At 39.2% G+C, this 19,969-nt stretch carries 15 protein-coding genes; 12 read left to right on the top strand and 3 right to left on the bottom strand.

The features are described 5' to 3' along the window. The first annotated feature begins 1 nt into the window (after position 1). The 5 genes from DFP82_RS01905 (at position 2) to DFP82_RS01885 (ending at position 6,807) form a co-directional block, all read left to right on the top strand. On the top strand, positions 2-2,794 hold the full coding sequence (locus DFP82_RS01905; protein WP_110922027.1) for a glycosyltransferase: 2,793 nt from the start codon (positions 2-4) through the stop codon (positions 2,792-2,794). Between the two features lie 48 nt (positions 2,795-2,842). After that, positions 2,843-3,757, top strand: coding sequence for a Gfo/Idh/MocA family oxidoreductase (locus DFP82_RS01900; RefSeq protein WP_110922026.1), 915 nt, complete (start codon positions 2,843-2,845; stop codon positions 3,755-3,757). Between the two features lie 19 nt (positions 3,758-3,776). Continuing rightward, positions 3,777-4,340, top strand: coding sequence for a DapH/DapD/GlmU-related protein (locus DFP82_RS01895; RefSeq protein ID WP_110922025.1), 564 nt, complete (start codon positions 3,777-3,779; stop codon positions 4,338-4,340). Beyond that, the gene (locus DFP82_RS01890) at positions 4,330-5,454 is read left to right on the top strand and encodes a DegT/DnrJ/EryC1/StrS family aminotransferase (protein ID WP_220034707.1); all 1,125 of its coding nucleotides are present in this window, start codon (positions 4,330-4,332) and stop codon (positions 5,452-5,454) included. The genes DFP82_RS01895 and DFP82_RS01890 overlap by 11 nt, the downstream gene beginning before the upstream one ends. A gap of 123 nt (positions 5,455-5,577) precedes the next feature. Then, positions 5,578-6,807: a glycosyltransferase family protein gene (locus DFP82_RS01885; protein WP_110922024.1), complete on the top strand. Its 1,230-nt coding sequence runs from the start codon at positions 5,578-5,580 to the stop codon at positions 6,805-6,807. Between the two features lie 136 nt (positions 6,808-6,943). Here DFP82_RS01885 and DFP82_RS01880 read toward each other — a convergent pair whose 3' ends face one another. After that, on the bottom strand, positions 6,944-8,203 hold the full coding sequence (locus DFP82_RS01880) for a nucleotide sugar dehydrogenase (RefSeq protein WP_110922023.1): 1,260 nt from the start codon (positions 8,201-8,203) through the stop codon (positions 6,944-6,946). Positions 8,204-8,254: 51 nt separating this feature from the next. Continuing rightward, a complete protein-coding gene (locus DFP82_RS01875; RefSeq protein ID WP_110922022.1) occupies positions 8,255-9,241 on the bottom strand; it encodes a capsular polysaccharide export protein, LipB/KpsS family in 987 nt (328 codons plus the stop codon). A 145-nt stretch (positions 9,242-9,386) separates the two neighbouring features. Here DFP82_RS01875 and galE point away from each other — a divergent pair, with 145 nt between their 5' ends. From galE to DFP82_RS01855, 4 genes are all read left to right on the top strand, one after another. Then, complete coding sequence (gene galE / locus DFP82_RS01870; RefSeq protein WP_110922021.1) at positions 9,387-10,475, top strand: UDP-glucose 4-epimerase GalE; 1,089 nt, start codon at positions 9,387-9,389, stop codon at positions 10,473-10,475. 80 nt (positions 10,476-10,555) lie between these two features. Then, positions 10,556-11,428: a UTP--glucose-1-phosphate uridylyltransferase gene (locus DFP82_RS01865; protein WP_110922020.1), complete on the top strand. Its 873-nt coding sequence runs from the start codon at positions 10,556-10,558 to the stop codon at positions 11,426-11,428. Between the two features lie 3 nt (positions 11,429-11,431). Continuing rightward, positions 11,432-13,138 carry a glucose-6-phosphate isomerase gene (gene pgi, locus DFP82_RS01860; RefSeq protein ID WP_110922019.1) on the top strand — a complete coding sequence of 569 codons (1,707 nt, stop codon included), beginning with the start codon at positions 11,432-11,434 and terminating at the stop codon, positions 13,136-13,138. A 79-nt stretch (positions 13,139-13,217) separates the two neighbouring features. Further along, entirely contained in the window at positions 13,218-14,564 is a 1,347-nt protein-coding gene (locus DFP82_RS01855; protein ID WP_425450586.1) for a UDP-glucose/GDP-mannose dehydrogenase family protein, read from the top strand. A 99-nt stretch (positions 14,565-14,663) separates the two neighbouring features. Here the strand turns inward: DFP82_RS01855 and DFP82_RS01850 are convergent, their stop codons facing one another. Continuing rightward, entirely contained in the window at positions 14,664-16,151 is a 1,488-nt protein-coding gene (locus DFP82_RS01850) for a phosphohexomutase domain-containing protein (protein ID WP_110922017.1), read from the bottom strand. 188 nt (positions 16,152-16,339) lie between these two features. Between DFP82_RS01850 and mazG the strand changes: the two genes are divergently transcribed. The 3 genes from mazG to pcnB all read left to right on the top strand — a co-directional run bounded on the left by mazG (position 16,340) and on the right by pcnB (position 19,968). Then, positions 16,340-17,221 (top strand): nucleoside triphosphate pyrophosphohydrolase, encoded by an 882-nt coding sequence (gene mazG / locus DFP82_RS01845; protein ID WP_110922016.1) that lies wholly within the window; start codon positions 16,340-16,342, stop codon positions 17,219-17,221. Beyond that, positions 17,205-17,579, top strand: a complete 375-nt coding sequence (locus DFP82_RS01840; RefSeq protein WP_110922015.1) for a ComEA family DNA-binding protein — start codon at positions 17,205-17,207, stop codon at positions 17,577-17,579. The genes mazG and DFP82_RS01840 overlap by 17 nt, the downstream gene beginning before the upstream one ends. A gap of 166 nt (positions 17,580-17,745) precedes the next feature. Then, entirely contained in the window at positions 17,746-19,968 is a 2,223-nt protein-coding gene (gene pcnB / locus DFP82_RS01835; RefSeq protein ID WP_110922014.1) for a polynucleotide adenylyltransferase PcnB, read from the top strand. Position 19,969: the final 1 nt, after the last annotated feature.

The following is a 19,969-nucleotide window of genomic DNA, read 5'->3' as shown; positions in this document are numbered from 1 at the left end:
CATGAAGTTCAAATATCAAAGTAGTAAAGAATTAGAACCTTATCTAGAATTATCAGAAGTTATTGACTTAAACAATGATAAAAAAACTCATATCGTATTTCAGGTACTAAACGGTGTGGTAGGAGATAGTCGTGTCATTAAGGTTGCAGAAAGTGCACAAGAATTAGGCTACGAGGTTACTATACTAGGTATGTCTAGAACTAAAGATAATATTTATACAAGTATAAATAATATTAATGTGATTCTAGTTCAAAATCCTAAATTTAATCTTTTAAAAATGGATAAGTTTGAACGAGATCTAAATAAACGAGACTATCGTAGCTTTGTTAATCAATATTTTGAGTCATCTAAAAACTTATTAATAGAATTAAAGCCTGATATTTTACATACACATGATATGTATGGTATTGAAATCGGCTATTTAATGTGTAATTACTTAAGTATTAAAGGGTTTAATATACCTTGGATTCATGATATCCACGAATATGTATTAGGTCTTGATCATTTGCCAAAGAATATAATGAATTACTGCTCTGATTTCGAAGCAAAACGTATTCATGACCCAGATTACTTATTTACAGTATCAAATGCATTAGCAGATAAACTAGAAGAACACTATGAATTGAAAGAAAGACCTTTGATAATAAATAACTCACCTAGATTAGATAGCTTTAAAAATAATTATCAGCCTACTTTAAGAAAAAGTATTGGTTTAGATGACGAACAACTCTTAGGGATATACGTTGGGCGGATAGGAGTAAACCGCGGAATTCTAAATATCATCGAGGTTTTAGAACTTAATACTGATCTAAATATTGCGATTATAACCAACCAGGAAGATTCTTTTAGAGAAGAATGTATTCAATTAGCTAAAAATTTAAATGTTGATAATAGGTTATATTTTCATGAATATGTCGATAACTCTGAAGTATCTTCTTTTATACAAGATGCTGATTTTGGACTAAATCCTTTATTAAGTTATGGCAACTCTGAAGTGGCTATTCCAACTAAAGTTTCAGAGTACGTTCATGCGAACTTACCTATTGTGACCAGCTCTACGGCAGCAATGGTTGAGTTTATGGAAAAGTATCAGGTTGGTACTACTTTTGAGCCGGGCAATACTTCTGAACTTAGTAAAGCGATTAACGATTTAGTTGCAAACTATAAAACGTTTAGATCTAATATTACGGAAGACTTAAAATATAGATATTCATGGGACTTCGCTGAACACCAGCTCAAAGAAGTTTACGAAACAAGTCTTACAGCTTATAAAAATAGAGAGTTATTTGAATTAAAGCCTAAATATAAAATCGAAGATCTAAGAGTATTACATGGATTGTCAGGAGCAGCTAATCAGCCTTATACCATCACCCGTGGATTAAGAAATATAGGGTTTAAAGTTGCAGATAACACATGCTTTAGTAGCGGTAATAAAATGCACTATGGTAGAGATTTCGAATTATCGGAAGGTTCTCAGATTAGGAAGAATTTTTACTATTTAAACAGGTTATTACCAAAATATGATTTATTTCATTTTCATTTCAGATCCTTATACCGTATGCCTAATATGGAATTTCCAACAGGACTAGATCTTCTAGAGTTGAAAAGTGCAGGTAAACTAGTCGTTATGAGCTTTAGAGGAGGCGAGATTCGTCTACACTCTAAATTTAAAGAAATAAATAAATTCAATTATGTGGATGAAAATCCAAATCGAATTATCGAAAGCAATCCTGAAGAGTATCAAAAAAAGTTTATTGAGTATTGCAGAGCAGTCTGTGATCAAATAATTGTTTCTGATCCAGAAATGCTTACTTACGTGCCTGATGCTAAGATTGTACCAAGATCTATTAATTTAGAGCTTTTTCAACATAAGGCAGATAACTTTTCTTCTATTGAGGCATGGGAGGAAGAAGGTCCTCTTATAGTACATGTTCCTTCTAGAGAAGGGGTTAAAGGTAGTCATTATATCCAGAAAGCTTTAGAGGAACTAAGGCAAGAAGGACATAATTTTAGATTCGAATTTATTACAGATGTAGCGCATGATGAAGTGATTGAAATGTATTCAAAAGCAGATATTGTAATTGATCAGTTGAGAATAGGTTGGTATGGCGTTGCAAGTGTTGAAGCTATGGCTCTTGGGAAGTGTACGGTTGCCTATATTAGAGATGATATAGAGCATCACCTTACTCCTTTTAAAAAGCCTATAGTTAATGCTAATCCTGAAAATATTAAGGATGTCATGAAAGAGCTGATATATGACCGGAGTAAAGTAATTGAAAAAGGACGTATTGGGCGAAAGTTCGTAGAAGACTATCATTGTATGGATAAGGTAGCAGTGAAGTATAAAAATATTTATAAAGAAGCTTATCAAAACCGTAAATCTGTAGATCCTATATTATTAAATAAACATATTTTAAACATGTTAGAAGGTGAGCTTAAGAAAACAGGTTTACTGAAAAAAGAAAAGAGTAGATCCAAGGTATTGGATACTAGGATTGCTGAGCTTAGAAAACAAAATGCTGCTTTTCAGAAATCTTCGAAACAAATAGATAAAGAGAAAAATACTTTAAGAAATTCTAATATAGCTCTAGCAAAGAAAATCCGATTATATAAGGGTGATTCAGAAATATCCATTAAGGATGTGGATCTTCAGAGTAGCGAAGGAATGTCACATAGCTTAATTGATAAAGTACATTACTTTCTAAATGATGGTACAAGCAAAAAACAAATTTTTGATGCACCTATACGTAATGCGCCATTTAGAATAATGAAAAAACTAGGCATTAAAAAGTAAGTTATTCACATCTAATTTAATACATTTAACAAATAATAGAAGGTAATTATGAAAAGATTCGCAATGATTGGAGCTGCAGGCTATATAGCACCACGTCACATGAAAGCGATTAAAGAACTAGGCGGCACTTTAGTTGCGGCTTATGACAAATCTGATTCTGTAGGCGTGATTGATAGTATCTCGCCAGATTCCGAATTTTTTACTGAGTTTGAGCGTTTTTCTCATTATATATATCAGCTACAGAGAAATGAAACCACAAAGGTAGATTATATCTCCATATGCTCTCCCAACTATTTACACTTATCGCATATAACTCTTGCATTAAGAATGGGATGTGACGTCATATGCGAGAAGCCTTTAGTCTTGAAGAAAGCTGACCTTGAAGAAATACAATTGGTAGAGCAAGAAACTGGAAAGCGTCTTTATAATATTCTTCAGTTGCGTTTGCATGATGCTGTCATTTCTTTAAAGTCTCAAATCGATCAAGATTTACTAGAAAATCCTGATAAGCAGTATGATTGTGAGATACAGTATATTACGTCTCGTGGTAAATGGTATCAGGAAAGCTGGAAAGGTGATATGAGTAAGTCAGGCGGCATAGCGACTAACATCGGCGTGCATTTCTTTGATCTTCTATATCATTTATTTGGTGAGCCAATTCTTAATGAGAATTATTTTCAAGGTTCGCACTCTTCAAAAGGTAAGTTGAAATTTAAAAATGCGAATGTAAACTGGTTTCTATCAGTCAATTCAGAGGATTTACCTGAAGAAGTCAAAGGCAACCAACCAACTTTCCGCGCAATCAAGATTGGCGATGAGTTAGTAGAGTTCTCCAAAGGTTTCACTGATTTGCATACAATAAGTTATAAAGAAGTACTTGAAGGAAGAGGTTTTGGTGCACAAGAAGCCGTTTGTTGTATTGAAATGACAGAATCAATTAGAAATCAGTCATTGATTTCGTAGATAAGCTATAGGTATATTTATGAGAAATACAATTCATCCCTCTGCTGTTATTAATGAAAACGTTATATTAGGTGATAATGTATATATAGGCCCAAACTGCACTATTGGTTTCCCAGCTGAGTACAAAGAAGGGTTCGGAAAAAGTGTAGGTCATACTGTTAAGATCGAAGACAATGTCGTCCTTACAGGTAATGTTACTATAGATGCAGGCTCTCGTAGAGATACTGTGATTGGAGAAGGTAGCTTTTTAATGAAAGCTGCTTACATAGCCCATGATGTAGAAATTGGTAAACAATCTATAATCTCTGCGCATACTTGCTTAGGTGGACACGTAGAAGTCGGAGACTTCGTTAATATAGGCATGGGTGCTATTGTACATCCTAGACAGCGGATTGGTAGCCATACTATGATCGGTATGGGAACAGTAATAACGAAGAAAGCCAAAATCCTACCAGGCCGTATCTATGCAGGGAATCCATCTAAAGAAATAGGCATAAATAAGATAGGTTTAGAGCGTAATGGAATTAATGACTTAAAGCTTAGACAGCTAATCAATGACTTCGAGAATAGTAATGAAAATTAACTTTATAGATTTAGAGCGTCAACAGAAAGAAATCGAAAAAGAGGTCAATGAAGCTATATCTCGAGTATTAAAGACTGGTCAGTATATTATGGGTCAAGAGTGCTTGGATTTAGAGCAGCAATTATCTGAATACACAGGTAGAAAGTATTGTCTCTTATGTGCAAATGGTACGGATGCCATTCGTTTAGCATTGACAGCGCTTAAAATTAAGAAAGATGATTTAGTAATTACCACGGATTTTACATTTTTTGCAACTTCTGAAGTTATTGCAGAATTAGGTGCTATTCCTATATTTGTAGATATTGACGACACATACAATATTTGCCCTCTAGATTTAGAGAAAAAAATATTAACATTAAAGAATAGTAATAAAAATTTAGCTGGTATTCTTAGTGTTGATCTTTTTGGACTTCCGGCCAATCATAATGAAATTAATCGTTTGGCAAAAGAGCATGAGTTATGGCATGTTGAGGATGCTGCTCAAGGCTTTGGTGGTAAGATAGACAATAATAATGCCTGTAGTTTTGGAGACATAAGTACTACTAGCTTCTTTCCAGCCAAACCTTTAGGTTGTTACGGTGATGGAGGCGCTATATTTACCGATAATATAGAAATTGCAGAGCATATCAAGTCATTGCGAGTACACGGTAAAGGATCACACAAATATGAAAACGTGAATATTGGGTACAATAGTAGACTTGATACTATTCAGGCTGCCATTTTGCTCGAAAAGCTCAAAATATTTGACAAAGAAGTAGTTAAGAAGAATGAAGTAGCAGCTATGTATACCTCCGCTTTAGAAGGCACTAAAGGCGTTATAGTGCCCAAGATTCCGACAGGTTATACTAGCAGCTGGGCACAATATACTTTAAGAGTAGATAGAAGAGAAGAGTTAATGGCTTACCTGAAGAGTCAGGGCATTCCAACTACCATATATTATCCTAAAACAATGAGTCAGACTAAAGCTTTAGCCCCATTCTTGAAGTATCAAATTGGTGAATCGAAAAGTGCTATAAAATTTACTAATTCAGTACTGAGTCTTCCAATGCATGCTTATTTAACAGATGAGGAAGTTGGCTATATTTGTAGTAAGATATCAAGTTTTTATAATTAATAGTGACTAGAAGTCAGTCAGTTTTTCTAAAAAGGAGTTTGATAAGAGATATTTATTTTCAAACTCCTTATATTAAAATTTATAATTCAATAGGCTTCTAGAAGTACGATAGGTTATATATTAATGATAATTGAAAAAATAAATCTTCATGAGATTGCTCACCTCACTACAGAGGTACTTGAAGCTCCTATCGTTGAAGATTTTTTTAATTATTTTTCTAGCTTTGATCTAGAGCGTGTATTAATTGTCACGGATGAAGATGTGAAAACTGATATACGAGTGTTAAATCAGCTAAGAGCTTTGCAGAGAGCAACTAAAAATATTACTATCCTAAAGGTGAAGCCAGATAATAATTATACAGAGAGTCAAAAAAAGAATATTTTAGCAGCACTACATTTTAAGACCTTAAAAAATATTCTATATTTTCCATGGTTTCTCATATTAGTTATCATTCATCATCCCTCTTTAACTTTTAGAACTAAAGCAAAGCAAGGAGTATATAATGACCATAGTTATTTTCTAACAAAGAAAATTGATACTTCTGGTTATACTTGCGTAATTTGCAATAATCTAATATCTGTAAGTAGTATTGACTCTCATAGTGAAGTTGATTATGTATATGATATTCACGAACTTGAAGTCTTTAGAAACAGAAACAAAGCATCGATACAGAGAGCTTTTTATATCTATTTCAAAGAATTAGAAGAGCTACGTGAGCGGAAAAATATACTTACAATAAGTAGATATATTGCTGATACTCTTTATACTATGTATAATTTCAGAAATTCTAAAATAGAAGTTATCTACAACAAAAATTTTGTTAGTACAACTTTTCTTTCAGATTTCAATCATAGTAAGAATAAACATCTATTGATATACGTAGGAAATGTATCAATGGATCGTGGATTAGAAGATATCGTTAGACTTTCCTATAAATATGATATATTAGTACTCGCATGCAATTATAACGAAGAAGCTATACTGTATTTAGAGAAAAATAGTAATATGCATCGCCTGAATATTTTCAAAGGAATGGATTATCAATCTATATTACTAGAAAGTATCGGGCAGTATCAGTACCCCTTCTTTTTAATTTTGATAAACCCCACCCATCCTAGCTATAGATATGCATTACCTAACAAATTTTTCCAAGCCCAAGCTGTTGGATGTCCTATTATCGTATATGACAAAACTCATTTAGGCAGCATTGTAAAAAAGTATGGATGTGGTTTGATTTTTTCTAGTGTAACTCACATAGATTTCTTAGATAGTATAAATAATATAGAATATGCGATTATGAAAAAATCTATGAAGGTGAAAGTAGCTGAAGCTATAGAAAATAAGAATCTATAGTCTAGATTTGAATTTTTAATATAGTAAATTTACATTTTGTGAGAGACCAAAAATATGTTTAACTTTAAAAGCTATTCTATCAATAAGAAAGTAAGGATAGTTTTAACTATCTTACTTTCTTATCGATAGAGTGTACTTATAAACGCCAATCTGGATTTACTAGCGCACCTTTAACATCGATAACTACTTTAGGCTTAGTGCAAAATCCATCTATTCTGTCATCTTCACCAACAAATTCTGAATGATTGACAGCTACAATAACAGCGTCAAAACTATTCTCTTGAATATCTTTATAGTCGACATCATCAACATTTAGACTATTCCAGTCTTCTTCAGTAACCCAAGGATCAGAGTAGGTCATTTTCACACCATATTTCTCAAGTTCAGTACCAATATCCGTTACCTTAGTATTTCTCACGTCAGGACAGTTTTCTTTAAAGGTAACTCCTAAGAGTAAAATACGGGCATCTTTGATGTTTTTACCATATGAGATAAGCTTCTTGATGGTTTGTTCGGCAACGAACTTACTCATAGAGTTATTGATTGCACGAGAAGTCAAAATCAAGTTGGGATTTAATCCTAAAGACGATGCTTTGTGTGCCAAGTAATAAGGATCTACACCAATACAGTGTCCACCTACTAAGCCAGGCATAAGCTTGATGAAGTTCCATTTAGTTGCAGCAGCCTCTATGACTTCATGAGTATCGATACCAACTTCGTTGAAAATAAGAGCCAATTCGTTTATCAAAGCAATATTGACATCCCGCTGGGTATTTTCGATAACTTTAGATGCTTCTGCGACTTTTATAGAAGAAGCCTTAAATGTGCCAGCAGTAATTACTGAGCTATATAGCTCATCTACTATATCTGTATAGTAAGGGTTTGAACCTGAAGTGACTTTTAATATATTCTCTACTGTGCGCAGTTTGTCACCTGGATTAATACGTTCTGGAGAATAACCAACACCAAAATCTGTATTTAACTTTAAATTGGATTTTTCTAGCTCAGGAATACAAACTTCTTCTGTAGCGCCTGGATATACGGTTGATTCATAAATAATAATGTCATCTGGTTTAATGATTTTACTTAACATTTGTGAAGCTTTGATCAGCGGTGTTAAGTCAGGTAAGTTGTTATCGTCAATTGGGGTTGGAACAGTAATAATGAAGACGTTCGCTGCTGCTACTTCATTTGTGTCATCAGTAAAGGTCAGGCGAGAAGTGTTCTTTAAATACTCACTAGTTACTTCTCTTGTTTTATCAATATTATTGTGTAACTCATTAATTCGTGTTCTATTTATATCGAAACCTATAACGTCATATTTTTTTGCAAATGCACAGGCCAATGGCAAACCTACATAACCTAACCCTATAATTGCGATTTTTTTGGAATTCATTGAATAACCTTTTAATATGAATTAATTAACTAAATAATAATGCTGGGATATTTAAGCTGTAACTGTAATATTGCTCGCATAATAGCAGATATATAATCTCTGAGAAAGTGAAGGTATGTTTGATTTTGCATCACTATGACAAAGGTTTTCATAAAAAGGTCGTCCTAGTACGGTGACCTTCTTGCCTCTCAATAATGCTTCAAAGCCACCCAATGACGTAATCGTATAGACATGATCAACTGTCTCTAATGCATCGACTAGATGAATGGACTGGGTAAGGATTAGACAATCTAGCTCAGTAAGTGTGCTAACAATGTCAGGGTTGTCTAATGTCATCGGATGTGGTTTTACGATGATTTGTGCTTCAGGGTTTTCATCAATTGCCTTGTTGACCACATCAAGTAGCGTAATACCGATACCACCACCGTATTTCAATGAATCATCGTATGGTACTTGCCCAAGTACCAATATACGTTTGTTACTCTTGATACCGTATATAGGCACAACGTCCACATATGGCTGATGATTGTATTTGCTTACTCGATGTGTGACATAGTAGTCGAGCATTTCTTGGGCTAGTACCTCATTATAACTATCTTGCCCAAAGTCAAAATTAGCAATCAAGTCAGTCAAATCATTTGGACGAGTGGTATCGAAGTAGGGGGCTTGGCTGTCCATCACGATAGACAGCGGTGGTGTACCACTATCGTCATCAGGGCCTGAACGGATAAAACCATCTTCCAAAAAGAAAATATCTAAATTCTGCTCTCGTACATACTCTATAAAGTAATCAGGGGCTTTATAACCCCAAATATAGATAACAGGATTGACACGTTTGATAAAAGGTTTGAGCCATCGATTAAAATAGCATTTATCAAAATGCCTTTGTATCTGAATATGCGCTGACTCTAATACCCACTCACCGACCATATCTTTCCATGGCTGCATACCAACAACTAGCGCCAAACGCTGTTTTGAATGATAACAATGTTTATAATAGCCCGATAAAAGTGGCTGAATGTAGGTGTTGAATTTCATAATATGGTTAATAGCTTAGGATTATAGAGGGTGAGTAAGTAAACACTATTAAGGTATTTATGTTGGTAATGTTTTATAGTTCCCAGTATAGTTGCATTTATGAGCAAAGACGAATGACTAATTCATAAAGTAACGGGTCGATGTTATGAAAAATAAAATATTAGTTACTGGCGGTGCTGGATATATAGGCTCTCATACATGTATCGCATTGCATGAGGCAGGTTATGATATCGTTGTATACGATAACTTGTCTAATAGTAGCTATGAAGCGATCAACCGTGTTTCTACGCTTATTGGACAGCCTATTGAGTTTATCGAAGGTGATATACGAGATGCTGAATCACTCAAAAAAGTATTTGCTGCACATCATTTTTTTGGTGTGATTCACTTTGCTGGGTTAAAAGCGGTTGGAGAGTCAGTCGCCAAGCCACTCATGTATTATAACAATAATGTCAGTGGTACTATTACTCTACTAGAAGTCATGTCAGAGTATGATGTCAAAAACTTTGTTTTTTCATCCTCTGCTACTGTCTATGGTGACCCTGAAAGCCTACCTATCAATGAAGAATCACCACGCTCTTGTACCAATCCTTATGGTCAAAGCAAACTTGCCGTTGAGTATATCTTAGAAGACCTAGCCGTATCCGATGAAAGTTGGAACTTGATTTCTCTTAGATATTTTAATCCGGTAGGCGCACATTCATCGGGGAGAATTGGTGAAGACCCAAATGATATTCCCAATAATTTGATGCCTTATATCTCTCAAGTAGCAATTGGTAAAATTGAACAGCTCAGCATATTTGGCAATGATTATCCTACTGTAGATGGGACGGGTGTACGTGACTTTATTCATGTTACTGATTTGGCACAAGGTCATGTTGCCGCACTGAATTATTTAGAGCAACAAACAAGCCCAGAGAAAAGTTGTTTAGATACGGTCAGTACAAAGCAAACCAGTTCTAAATCTAGTTCAGTAGGGTTTTTACCCATTAACCTAGGAACAGGCAAAGGCACCTCTGTATTAGAATTGATATCTGCATTTTCTGACGTATCTGGACAGAGCATCCCTTATCAGTTTGCTGCTCGTCGTGCTGGTGACATTGCCAGTTGCTATGCGAGTGCTGATAAAGCGACATTGTTGTTAGGCTGGGAAGCCAAGCTACCTATCACCGACATGTGCCAAGATACATGGCGTTGGCAGAGTATGAATCCGAATGGCTATGATGCCTCTTAAATCGTATTGAGTTACAGCAGTACAATAATGCGTTATTATTGTCGCGTTTTCCCCCATCTTTTTAATATAGCTAATACATTATGAAAAAAATTACTCACGCTGTTATTCCCGTTGCAGGCTTTGGCACTCGTATGCTGCCATTGTCTAAATCTGTGCCAAAAGAGCTATTGCCGCTAGGTAATCGTCCTGCTATCCATTATGTGGTCGAAGAGGCAATCGCTGCCGGTATCAAGCATATTGTATTGGTTGGACATGCCCAAAAAAGTGCGATTGAAAACTACTTCGATATCAATGCTGAGTTAGACAGTCAACTACGTGCGAAAGGTAAAGATGACTTGGCGGATAGCTTAAACTGGCTACCAGAGGATGTGACAGTATCGATGATACGTCAGGGTAAGGCGTTAGGTTTGGGTCATGCGGTATTAGCGGCTCGACCCATCATCGGAGAGCACGATTTTGCCGTGTTGTTGCCTGATGTCGTGCTCGATCCTTTTACTGGCGATATGACGGCTGATAACTTAGCCTTTATGATGGATGCCTTTGCCGATGATAACCATTCACAAATATTGGTCGATAAAGTCGCTGATGAAGATGTGCATAAATACGGTATTGCTAAGCTGGGTGATACCAGTAATATTGATGAGCAATCAGACATTAACATTAGCTTTAAAGTGGCAGGGTTTGTAGAAAAGCCTAACTTAGCCGATGCGCCTTCGAAATTAGCAGTCGTTGGTCGTTATGTTTTTAGCAATAAAATATTTGATTATTTGGCTAACACTAAAGCCTCAGTCGGTGGTGAAATTCAGCTGACCGATGCCATTGATGCCTTGATAAGTGAGTACGGAGTGAATGTCACGACGATGCGTGGAAATAGCTATGATGCAGGCGATATGCGCTCATATATGCAGGCATTTATCTACTTTGCCGAGCAGCAATTAGCAGAAGATGAATAGCTGATGGCTAATATCAAAGAGGATGAAACCTATCACGGTATTTATCACAGTGCTCGCCGTTCTGAATACTGGCAGCAACTACAAACGCTTGCTAAGCAGCCATGGTCGCTTGCACAGCTGTTTGCACAGAATGACAGTCGTGCTGCACGCTTTAGCATGCAAGCTGGCGCGCTGTACATGGACTATAGCAAGCAATGTATTGATGAGCAGATACTGTCAACTCTATTTCAGCTAGCAGATAGCTGCGAATTATCGACACGTATTGACGCGCTTATGCAGGGCGCATTGGTGAATACCAGTGAAGAGCGTGCAGCGCTACACACGGCGCTACGTCTGCCAGAAAAAGCCACTTTACAAGTTGAAAATCAAAATATCGTTGCTGATGTACATCACAGTTTAGCGCAGGTAGCGAGACTATCTGAGCGGGTTCGTAGTGGTACATGGCGTGGTTTTTCAGGTAAGGCTATCACTGATGTGGTCAATATTGGCGTTGGTGGTTCTGATCTTGGACCACTCATGGCGACGACGGCGCTTGATGAATGGGCAGACACCGAGATTGAAGTACATTTCGTCTCCAACATGGATGGCACTCAGCTTGATAACTTGCTGAAACATCTAAATCCTGAGACGACGCTGTTTATTATCTCATCCAAATCCTTTGGTACTGTCGATACGTTATCCAATGCTAAGACTGCATTGTCATGGCTACTTGCCACTGCTAAGCTGCGTGCAGGCACCGAAGACAGTGTGTTACGTCGCCACTTTATTGGAATATCAGCCAATAGTGAAAAAATGAGTGCTTGGGGGATTCATCCTGAGCATCAGCTGCAGCTTTGGGAATGGGTCGGCGGCCGGTTTTCTTTATGGTCGGCGATTGGACTGGCGATTGCTATTCGTATTGGTATGTCTGGTTTCAAAGAGTTATTGGCTGGTGCTCACAGTATGGACGAGCACTTTGCGCGAGCTGATTTCTCGGAGAACCTACCAGTATTATTAGGGCTGCTTGCCGTTTGGAACAGTACCTTTTTACAGGTGAATGCTCACACCGTATTACCCTACGATGGTCGTCTCAGCTATTTACCAAGCTACTTGACTCAGTTAGAGATGGAAAGTAATGGTAAGTCCGTTACCCAGCATGGCGATCATATTGACTATGACACGTGTCCAATTCTATGGGGCGAGATTGGCTCTAATGCTCAGCATGCGTTTTATCAATTGCTACATCAAGGGACACAGCAAGTCTCTTGCGACTTTATTGCTTGCGTGCGGCGCTATAGTGGCGAAGTAAAAAACGCCTCATTACAACAGCAGCATGAACTGTCTTTAGCCAATTGTTTGGCACAAAGTCGGGTACTGGCGTTTGGCAATGCTGCTGTGGCAGATGCTTCTAGTAATAGCGAAGAGATTTCTGAAACTGCCACCAATGCCGATAAATATAAATACTACCGTGGCAATCAGCCATCAACCACGCTTTTGATCGACGAGCTGACGCCGCATAGTTTAGGAGCGCTGATTGCGCTTTATGAACATAAGGTCTACGTCATGGCCAGTATTTGGGATATCAACCCGTTTGATCAATGGGGCGTGGAGATGGGTAAGCAAATGGCAGAGTCCGTACATCAAGCGATGCAGCACACGCAGCAAGAATCTCAAGGTAGATTTGACACCTCTACTGACCAGCTGCTACAACGCATTAGACAGCTGTCTTAATGCTGCTGCCGATACATTAATAAAGTAAAAAGGTAAGCTTATGAGCGCTGATTCTATAAATGATAATACTCCCAAGTATATGAATATATCTAAACCACAAGGTACTGATAGCAATCAAGTTTGTGTGTTGGTTGGTCATAGTATTGAAGCCATTACCAGTGCCGTGGTGCTGGCAAGCTTAGGCCAGCGCGTCCATTTGTATGCAGATATGGATTTATTAACTCAGCAGATACAGCAATATGGTTTTGAGCATCATTTGCAAGCGCTGTGGCAGATGTATGAGCAGCAGCAGGTTATTACCAGCAAAGTATTGCCAGATAGTGCCGATACGTTAATCAAATGCTATGAGTCGGCAAGTCATGACGAAGTTGATAATCAAAGCACTGTGGCATTTTATTGGTTGTTTTTAGATAGCATCAAATTAGTATGGACAGAAGCCAGCTGGATTACAGCATTCAATCATAGCCATCAGCAGGTGCTACCTGTAGTTATGAGCGGTATTGAGCAGTTGGGGAAAGTCTCAGCACTGGCTCAGCAGTTACAGCGTGCTTGGGTGTACTACCTGCCATTTGTCTTTTTGCAAGACGGCGATGCCTATAGCTCAATGTTAAATCCTTCATTGTGGTTACTCGGTGAAAAAACCGCCAATAGTAGTCAACATCTAGAAGTGTTAAAACCTTTAATGCAGCACGCGCGTGCTGCCCATCACGCTGATATTGCGACGATAGAGTTTGCCCGTAGTAGTATCATGGCGATGCTCGCAACGCGAGTGAGCTTTATGAATGAGATGTCACGCTTAGCGGATAGTCAGCAGGTCGATATCAAGCAAGTCAGTCGTATTATGGGGTTGGATGATCGGGTTGGTAGCAGCTACTTACAAGCCGGCTGGGGCTTCGGTGGTAATACACTCCCGACTGAATTGTCTAAGCTACAGCAGTCAAGCCAAACGCACAGTTTGAATATGCCGCTGTTGCAGTCAGTCATGCACATCAACGAAGACCAAAAAGAGCTAATATTCCGTAAGTTCTGGCAGTATTTTGATGGCTTTATTGATAATAAAACTGTGATGGTTTGGGGTGGCAGCTATAAAGCAGGATCTGGACGTACTGCTGGCTCAGCTATTCATCCATTATTGGCTTTGTTGTGGTCTTATAATATTCGTACGATAGTCTATAGTGACAAAGCGCAGGCCGAACTTGCTGTGCTCTATGAGCAGCAACCTTTACTTGAGCTAATTGACACTCCTTACGTGCAACTTTGTAAGGCTCAGGCAATTTTTATCGTAAGTTGGTCGCCACGAGACCAGTTGGATATTGCTAAAGTTAATCAACAAGCTATGCCCGTATTTGATGCGCAAAATGCGTTGACGAGAATGCAAATTAATAGCCTAGTTGGTGACTATATGGGCATTGGTCGCACTAAGTAAGTTTCTTAAAAATATTTCTTAAGAAAAAGGCTCGCTAATAATGATTAGCGAGCCTTTTTTGATTTTTAACCAAAACTATCCTTATGAAATAGTAGGAATTTACGCTGGTACAGCACCTTGTGCCGCTAACCATTCCTTTATTTCTTGTATCTTAGTATCCAACAACTTTCTATCACCGCGACTTTCAATGTTTAATCTGATAAGCGGCTCAGTATTTGATGCCCGCAGATTAAAGCGCCACTCGCCAAAGTTAAGACTGAGGCCATCAAGCGTCGATTTAATTGGTTGCTTGTTACTGAATTTGGCTTCAATTGCACTAATAATCGTTGGCGCGTCGTGAGTGGTGAGGTGAAAGTTTAATTCGCCTGAGCTAGGATATGCTTGAATATAGCCTGTGACCAATTCTGATAAGGTTTTACCCGTGATGGACAATAGCTCAATGGTTAACAACCAAGGAATCATGCCGCTATCACAATAGAAAAAATCTCGGAAATAGTGATGGGCAGACATCTCACCACCGTATACCGCGCCAGAGTCACGCATGACTTGCTTAATGAATGAGTGTCCAGATTTACTGATGACGGCCTTACCATTGTGTTCTTTAATCACCGCTTCGGTATTATAGATTACTCGCGGATCGTAAACGATTGACTCACTCGGATATTTGTTCAAAAATGCTTGAGCGAGCATACCAACGATGTAGCTACCATCGATAAATTCGCCACCTTCATCGAATAAAAAGCAACGGTCAAAATCCCCATCAAAAGCAATGCCAAGATCAGCTTTATGTTCTAAAACAGCTTGCTGGGTAGCCACTCTATTGGCTTCAATCATAGGATTGGGAATACCGTTAGGAAAGCTGCCATCAGGGGCATGATGTAATTTAATGACTTCAATCGGTGCATCCACTTGTGCTAGCTTCTCAATTAATAAATCAACCACTGGCCCGGCGCTGCCATTGCCTGAGTTAATGACCAGCTTGAGTGGCTTTAGTTTATCAGTATCGATAAAGGTCATGACATGATCAACATAAGCTTTTTTATCGGTCAATAATTGTAATTTGCCTGATAGATTGTCAGTCGTGAATTTGCCAGACTCAGCAAGCGCCTGAATCTCTGCCAGCCCATCATCGGCACTGATCGGTTTTGAATGTTCCTTGACCAATTTCAAGCCATTATAATTGATAGGATTGTGACTGGCAGTGACTTCGATGCCACCCAATGCCTGATAATGACTGGTGGCAAAATATACTTCCTCAGTACCAGTCATACCCAAATCAATCACATCAACACCAGCATCAACAATACCTGCTATGGTAGCCTGTTTAAGCTGTTCACTAGAATGACGAATGTCGCTACCGATGACAATGGTAGGTTTTAGATTTGTCATATCATTGTCATGAGTCTCACTTACTGTACTATGACGTTGATATAAAATCTGCGCAAAGGCACGCCCAATACGGTAAGCAATCTCTTCATCCAGATTAACGCCAAGCTCACCACGTATATCGTAAGCTTTGAATGAGCTGATCGTAATAGGGTTGAATGCAGTTCTTGGCTGATAGCTAATGGTCGCAGAAGTAGACATAATGGTAAAAGTTCCTTGCGCGTGAGCAGTGGTAAAATAATAAAGTAGATAGCACAATTATAGGCCAATCAGGGTTCAATGATACACTAACCACTCAATGATGAATCAAACGCGCGCCAATAGTTATTGATTAACTTTATACTAAGCCACCGAATAAAATAACAAACAAAACGATAAGAGCCTCCCTTATGAATACTCCTGATAATAAAATCACAGTGCCTGTACCAGTACAAGGAACACCGGAAGCCACAGGCCAGCTTGATGATCTTTTAGCATTGATGGCGCGGCTGCGAGTTGATTGTCCATGGGATAAGAAGCAAAGCAATCATAGCCTCATTCCTTATGCCATCGAAGAGGCTTATGAGCTAGGCGAAGCGGTACAAAGCGATGATGATGAAGATATCAAAGGCGAGCTAGGCGATGTGCTACTGCAAGTTGTGTTTCATTGTCAGATGTATGCTGAGCAAGGGCGCTTTGATATGAGTGACGTTATTACTACTCTACAAGAAAAATTGATTCGTCGTCATCCGCATGTGTTTGAGGCCGAAACCCTAACAGACGATGCAGCGGTAAAAGTACGCTGGGATGAGATTAAAGCGGAGGAGCAGCACGCACGCGAGGCACGCGGTAAACCAAAGCGACGTCTGGATAATACCAAAGCGGGTAGTGCGCTTATGCAAGCACAAGATGTACAAAAGCAGGCCTCAAAATTGGGGTTTGATTGGGAAAGTATTGCAGGGGCAGTGGATAAGCTAGATGAAGAGGTTGCCGAGCTAAAAAGTGAATTGACGGATAAATCCAAAGAAGCTGCTAAATATGACATAAGCAAAGCCAATATCAGAGAAGTCGAAAAAGAACTGGGTGATTGTATGTTTGCCCTAGTCAATGTTGCACGCAAGTTAAACCTTGATGCAGAAACAGCAACGCTGACGTGTGTGCATAAATTTAAGTCACGTTTTGGTTATATTGAAACGCAATTAGATGCAGCTGGCAAGCGTTTGGAAGACAGCGACATAACAGAGATGGATGCATTATGGGAAGCGGCGAAACAACATGAACGCTCATCCTAAAATCTCGTTTGCTAGCGTAGCCAAGACTGCTATTTTAGGTTATGTTTTGGCTATTTTGATACTTAACGATGCTAATGCAGCGCCCTGTTTTGATAATCCTCAGCGTGCCTATGAGTACCTGTTATCACAAGAAAATGCCAAAAATCAAGCGCGTGATCAATATACCGTGAATATCAATCGTGCCAGCGAAGGTGAATTGGTTTCACTAAATGGTATTGGTAGTAGCAAAGCCCAAGCGATTATTTTATATCGTGAGATGTTTGGTAATTTTAAGACAATTGATGAATTAGCAAAGGTCAAAGGTATCGGTGCAAAAACCGTTGAGAAAAATCGAGGACGTTTAAGCGTACAAGATTAAGGGCATTATTTTGCTTTAATTAACCCCAATATTGACAAAATAGCACGTAAGTAAATGTCATAACACACCTACTGCGTCCAAAATTTGTTAAACTAGTGGGTACATCCGCCTGATAAACGCTGTGTTCATCAGGGGTGGTCAAAGAATACCGGCGAGGAGTAGATGCATGGCCGAGCGTGCCGCCAAGCAGTTAGAACTGAATAAATCTGAATTACCCAATTCCATTACTGAAGTAATTGCCACTTTAACCCGAGCTGGGTTTGACGCATATATCGTCGGTGGTGGTGTGCGTGACACCTTATTGGGTCTGCGTCCAAAAGACTTTGATGCGGTCACTGATGCTAAACCGCATGAAATCAAAGACGTCTTTGGTAAGCGCTGCCGTATTATCGGTCGTCGCTTCCAGTTGGCGCACGTGTATTCAGGCAGAGAACTGATTGAGGTTGCTACCTTCCGTGGTCCGCCAACGAGTGATGCCAATACCAATCAAGATGGCATGATTCTGCGTGATAATGTTTGGGGTGATATCAAACAGGATTTCTCTCGTCGTGATTTTTCTATCAACGCACTCTATTATCAACCGCTTAAAGGTGTGGTTCATGATTTTTGTGGTGCGCTTGAAGATATTGATAACAAAATCATTCGACTGCTTGGCCATGCGCCCGTTCGTATAGAAGAAGATCCAGTACGGTTATTACGTGCCTTACGTTTTAAGGCCAAGCTCGGTTTTGAATTTGACGAAGCATTGTCTGATCAGTTTCATGATGGTAATTGGGCGCTACTTGAGCAAATATCACCGCATCGCCTCTATGATGAAACGCAGAAGATGTTCACGGGTGGCTATTTAGTACCACTGCTGCCGTTATTGTTTGAATCAGGTGCGATTGACAGCTTAATTATTTATCCGCCGTCTGAGCCAAGTGCGCTAGTCAAACAAGTGGCTATCAATACGGACAAACGTATTGCAGCGGGAAAAAGTATCAATCCTGCGTTCTTTTATGCCGCGCTATTGTGGGAAAACTACCTCCATCAATTGGCAAAAGCTAAAAAACGTAATATGCCATTTGCTGAAGCACAAATGCACGCTGCTGGTAAAGTGATCGATCGTCAACGTATTAAGACCGCGATTCCTAAGTTTGCAGAGCAGTTTATCCGTGATATTTGGGTATTGCAGCCAAAACTTGCCGCCCCACGTAGCAAACAAATCGTCCAGCTCTCTGAGCATCCACGCTTCCGTGCGGGTTTTGACTTTTTATTATTGCGCGAGCAATGCGGTGATGCTGAGCATCCGTTGTCAGAGTCTACCAATGGTATGGGCGACTGGTGGCAAACGTATCAGACACTGTCTGAGCAAGACCAAGAGCAGGCTGTTGATGAGTTTGATGAGAATATTCGCCGTGGTGCCTACAAGCAGCAGGGACAGCGCGGTCGTGGACGCAATCGTCAAAAGGTAGAGTCAAACAGTGGTGATAACACAGTCTCTCATCAAAAAAATACCAAGCAAAGCAAAACTAGTAACAGTGCCGAGCAAGGTAGGAGTGAGCAGACAATGGTAAATGATGCGTCAAATATTCCAGCACGCCGTCGCCGCGCTGCCAGTCAATCAGCTCCTGCTAAGCAGTCTGGTAGCAACAAAAGCAATAGCCATGAGTTTCAGCAAGCAAAGCAAGACAGTAATGAGCTTGCCCAGTTACAGCAGTTATCTCTTGCCAATACTAGCAGCCAGACTGCAAATAAACGCCATCATTCTAAGCCTGCGCCGTTATTTGTTATAGAGCATGAGAAAGTCGTGCCGCCATTACAAAAGCAACTGTCAGGTAATGATAAGTCTAAACGTTCTAATGAACCTGTGCAGCAAAAAGCAGCAATTCAGAACACGTCGGCTAAGAAGGCGGAGCGAGTAGAAGGTACACGTCCGGCTCGTTCAAATAGTGTTCCATCATCTAGAGCTAAACCATTAGAGACTCAGCCTGTATCTACAACACATATTACTCGTTCGGTGGCCAGATCGCCTGCACTAGTAAGTATGAATAATGAGCCGATACCGCATAAGCGCCGTCGTCGTGAGCCTACTGTAGGCAGTGTAACGCCTCAGATAGCGGCTAATAACGAGCAAGCTACTGCTAAGTATGCGAAAAAAGTACCTAAGCCGGCAGTTCAGTCCGCTGATAAAGCAGATACTAAAGCCAAGAATCCGTCAGAGCATAAGCCTGTAGCGAAAGTTACAGCTCCTGCAAAAGCTAGAAAATCAGCAAAAGCGACAGAAAGTAAAGCTGCTAAAACCAGTCAAGTATCTCATAGCAAGGTTACTGCTAATAACGTGAGTGACAATAAGGGCCCTGTGCCAGCGAAGCGTCGCCGTCGTCAGCCAAGTATTGAAAATGCCTAAT

The sequence above is a fragment of the Psychrobacter fozii genome (genome assembly GCF_003217155.1).
Lineage (GTDB): Bacteria > Pseudomonadota > Gammaproteobacteria > Pseudomonadales > Moraxellaceae > Psychrobacter > Psychrobacter fozii.
The sequence above is the reverse complement of the archived record's forward strand: the minus strand, read 5'-3'. Positions and strand labels throughout refer to the sequence as shown.

What these genes read in the sequence shown, in the direction of transcription:
- DFP82_RS01905 (WP_110922027.1), top strand. Translation starts at nt 2, where the DNA reads ATGAAGTTCAAATATCAAAGTAGTAAAGAATTAGAACCTTATCTAGAA.
- DFP82_RS01900 (WP_110922026.1), top strand. Translation starts at nt 2,843, where the DNA reads ATGAAAAGATTCGCAATGATTGGAGCTGCAGGCTATATAGCACCACGT.
- DFP82_RS01895 (WP_110922025.1), top strand. Translation starts at nt 3,777, where the DNA reads ATGAGAAATACAATTCATCCCTCTGCTGTTATTAATGAAAACGTTATA.
- DFP82_RS01890 (WP_220034707.1), top strand. Translation starts at nt 4,330, where the DNA reads ATGAAAATTAACTTTATAGATTTAGAGCGTCAACAGAAAGAAATCGAA.
- DFP82_RS01885 (WP_110922024.1), top strand. Translation starts at nt 5,578, where the DNA reads ATGATAATTGAAAAAATAAATCTTCATGAGATTGCTCACCTCACTACA.
- DFP82_RS01880 (WP_110922023.1), bottom strand. Translation starts at nt 8,203, where the DNA reads ATGAATTCCAAAAAAATCGCAATTATAGGGTTAGGTTATGTAGGTTTG.
- DFP82_RS01875 (WP_110922022.1), bottom strand. Translation starts at nt 9,241, where the DNA reads ATGAAATTCAACACCTACATTCAGCCACTTTTATCGGGCTATTATAAA.
- galE (WP_110922021.1), top strand. Translation starts at nt 9,387, where the DNA reads ATGAAAAATAAAATATTAGTTACTGGCGGTGCTGGATATATAGGCTCT.
- DFP82_RS01865 (WP_110922020.1), top strand. Translation starts at nt 10,556, where the DNA reads ATGAAAAAAATTACTCACGCTGTTATTCCCGTTGCAGGCTTTGGCACT.
- pgi (WP_110922019.1), top strand. Translation starts at nt 11,432, where the DNA reads ATGGCTAATATCAAAGAGGATGAAACCTATCACGGTATTTATCACAGT.
- DFP82_RS01855 (WP_425450586.1), top strand. Translation starts at nt 13,218, where the DNA reads ATGAATATATCTAAACCACAAGGTACTGATAGCAATCAAGTTTGTGTG.
- DFP82_RS01850 (WP_110922017.1), bottom strand. Translation starts at nt 16,151, where the DNA reads ATGTCTACTTCTGCGACCATTAGCTATCAGCCAAGAACTGCATTCAAC.
- mazG (WP_110922016.1), top strand. Translation starts at nt 16,340, where the DNA reads ATGAATACTCCTGATAATAAAATCACAGTGCCTGTACCAGTACAAGGA.
- DFP82_RS01840 (WP_110922015.1), top strand. Translation starts at nt 17,205, where the DNA reads ATGAACGCTCATCCTAAAATCTCGTTTGCTAGCGTAGCCAAGACTGCT.
- pcnB (WP_110922014.1), top strand. Translation starts at nt 17,746, where the DNA reads ATGGCCGAGCGTGCCGCCAAGCAGTTAGAACTGAATAAATCTGAATTA.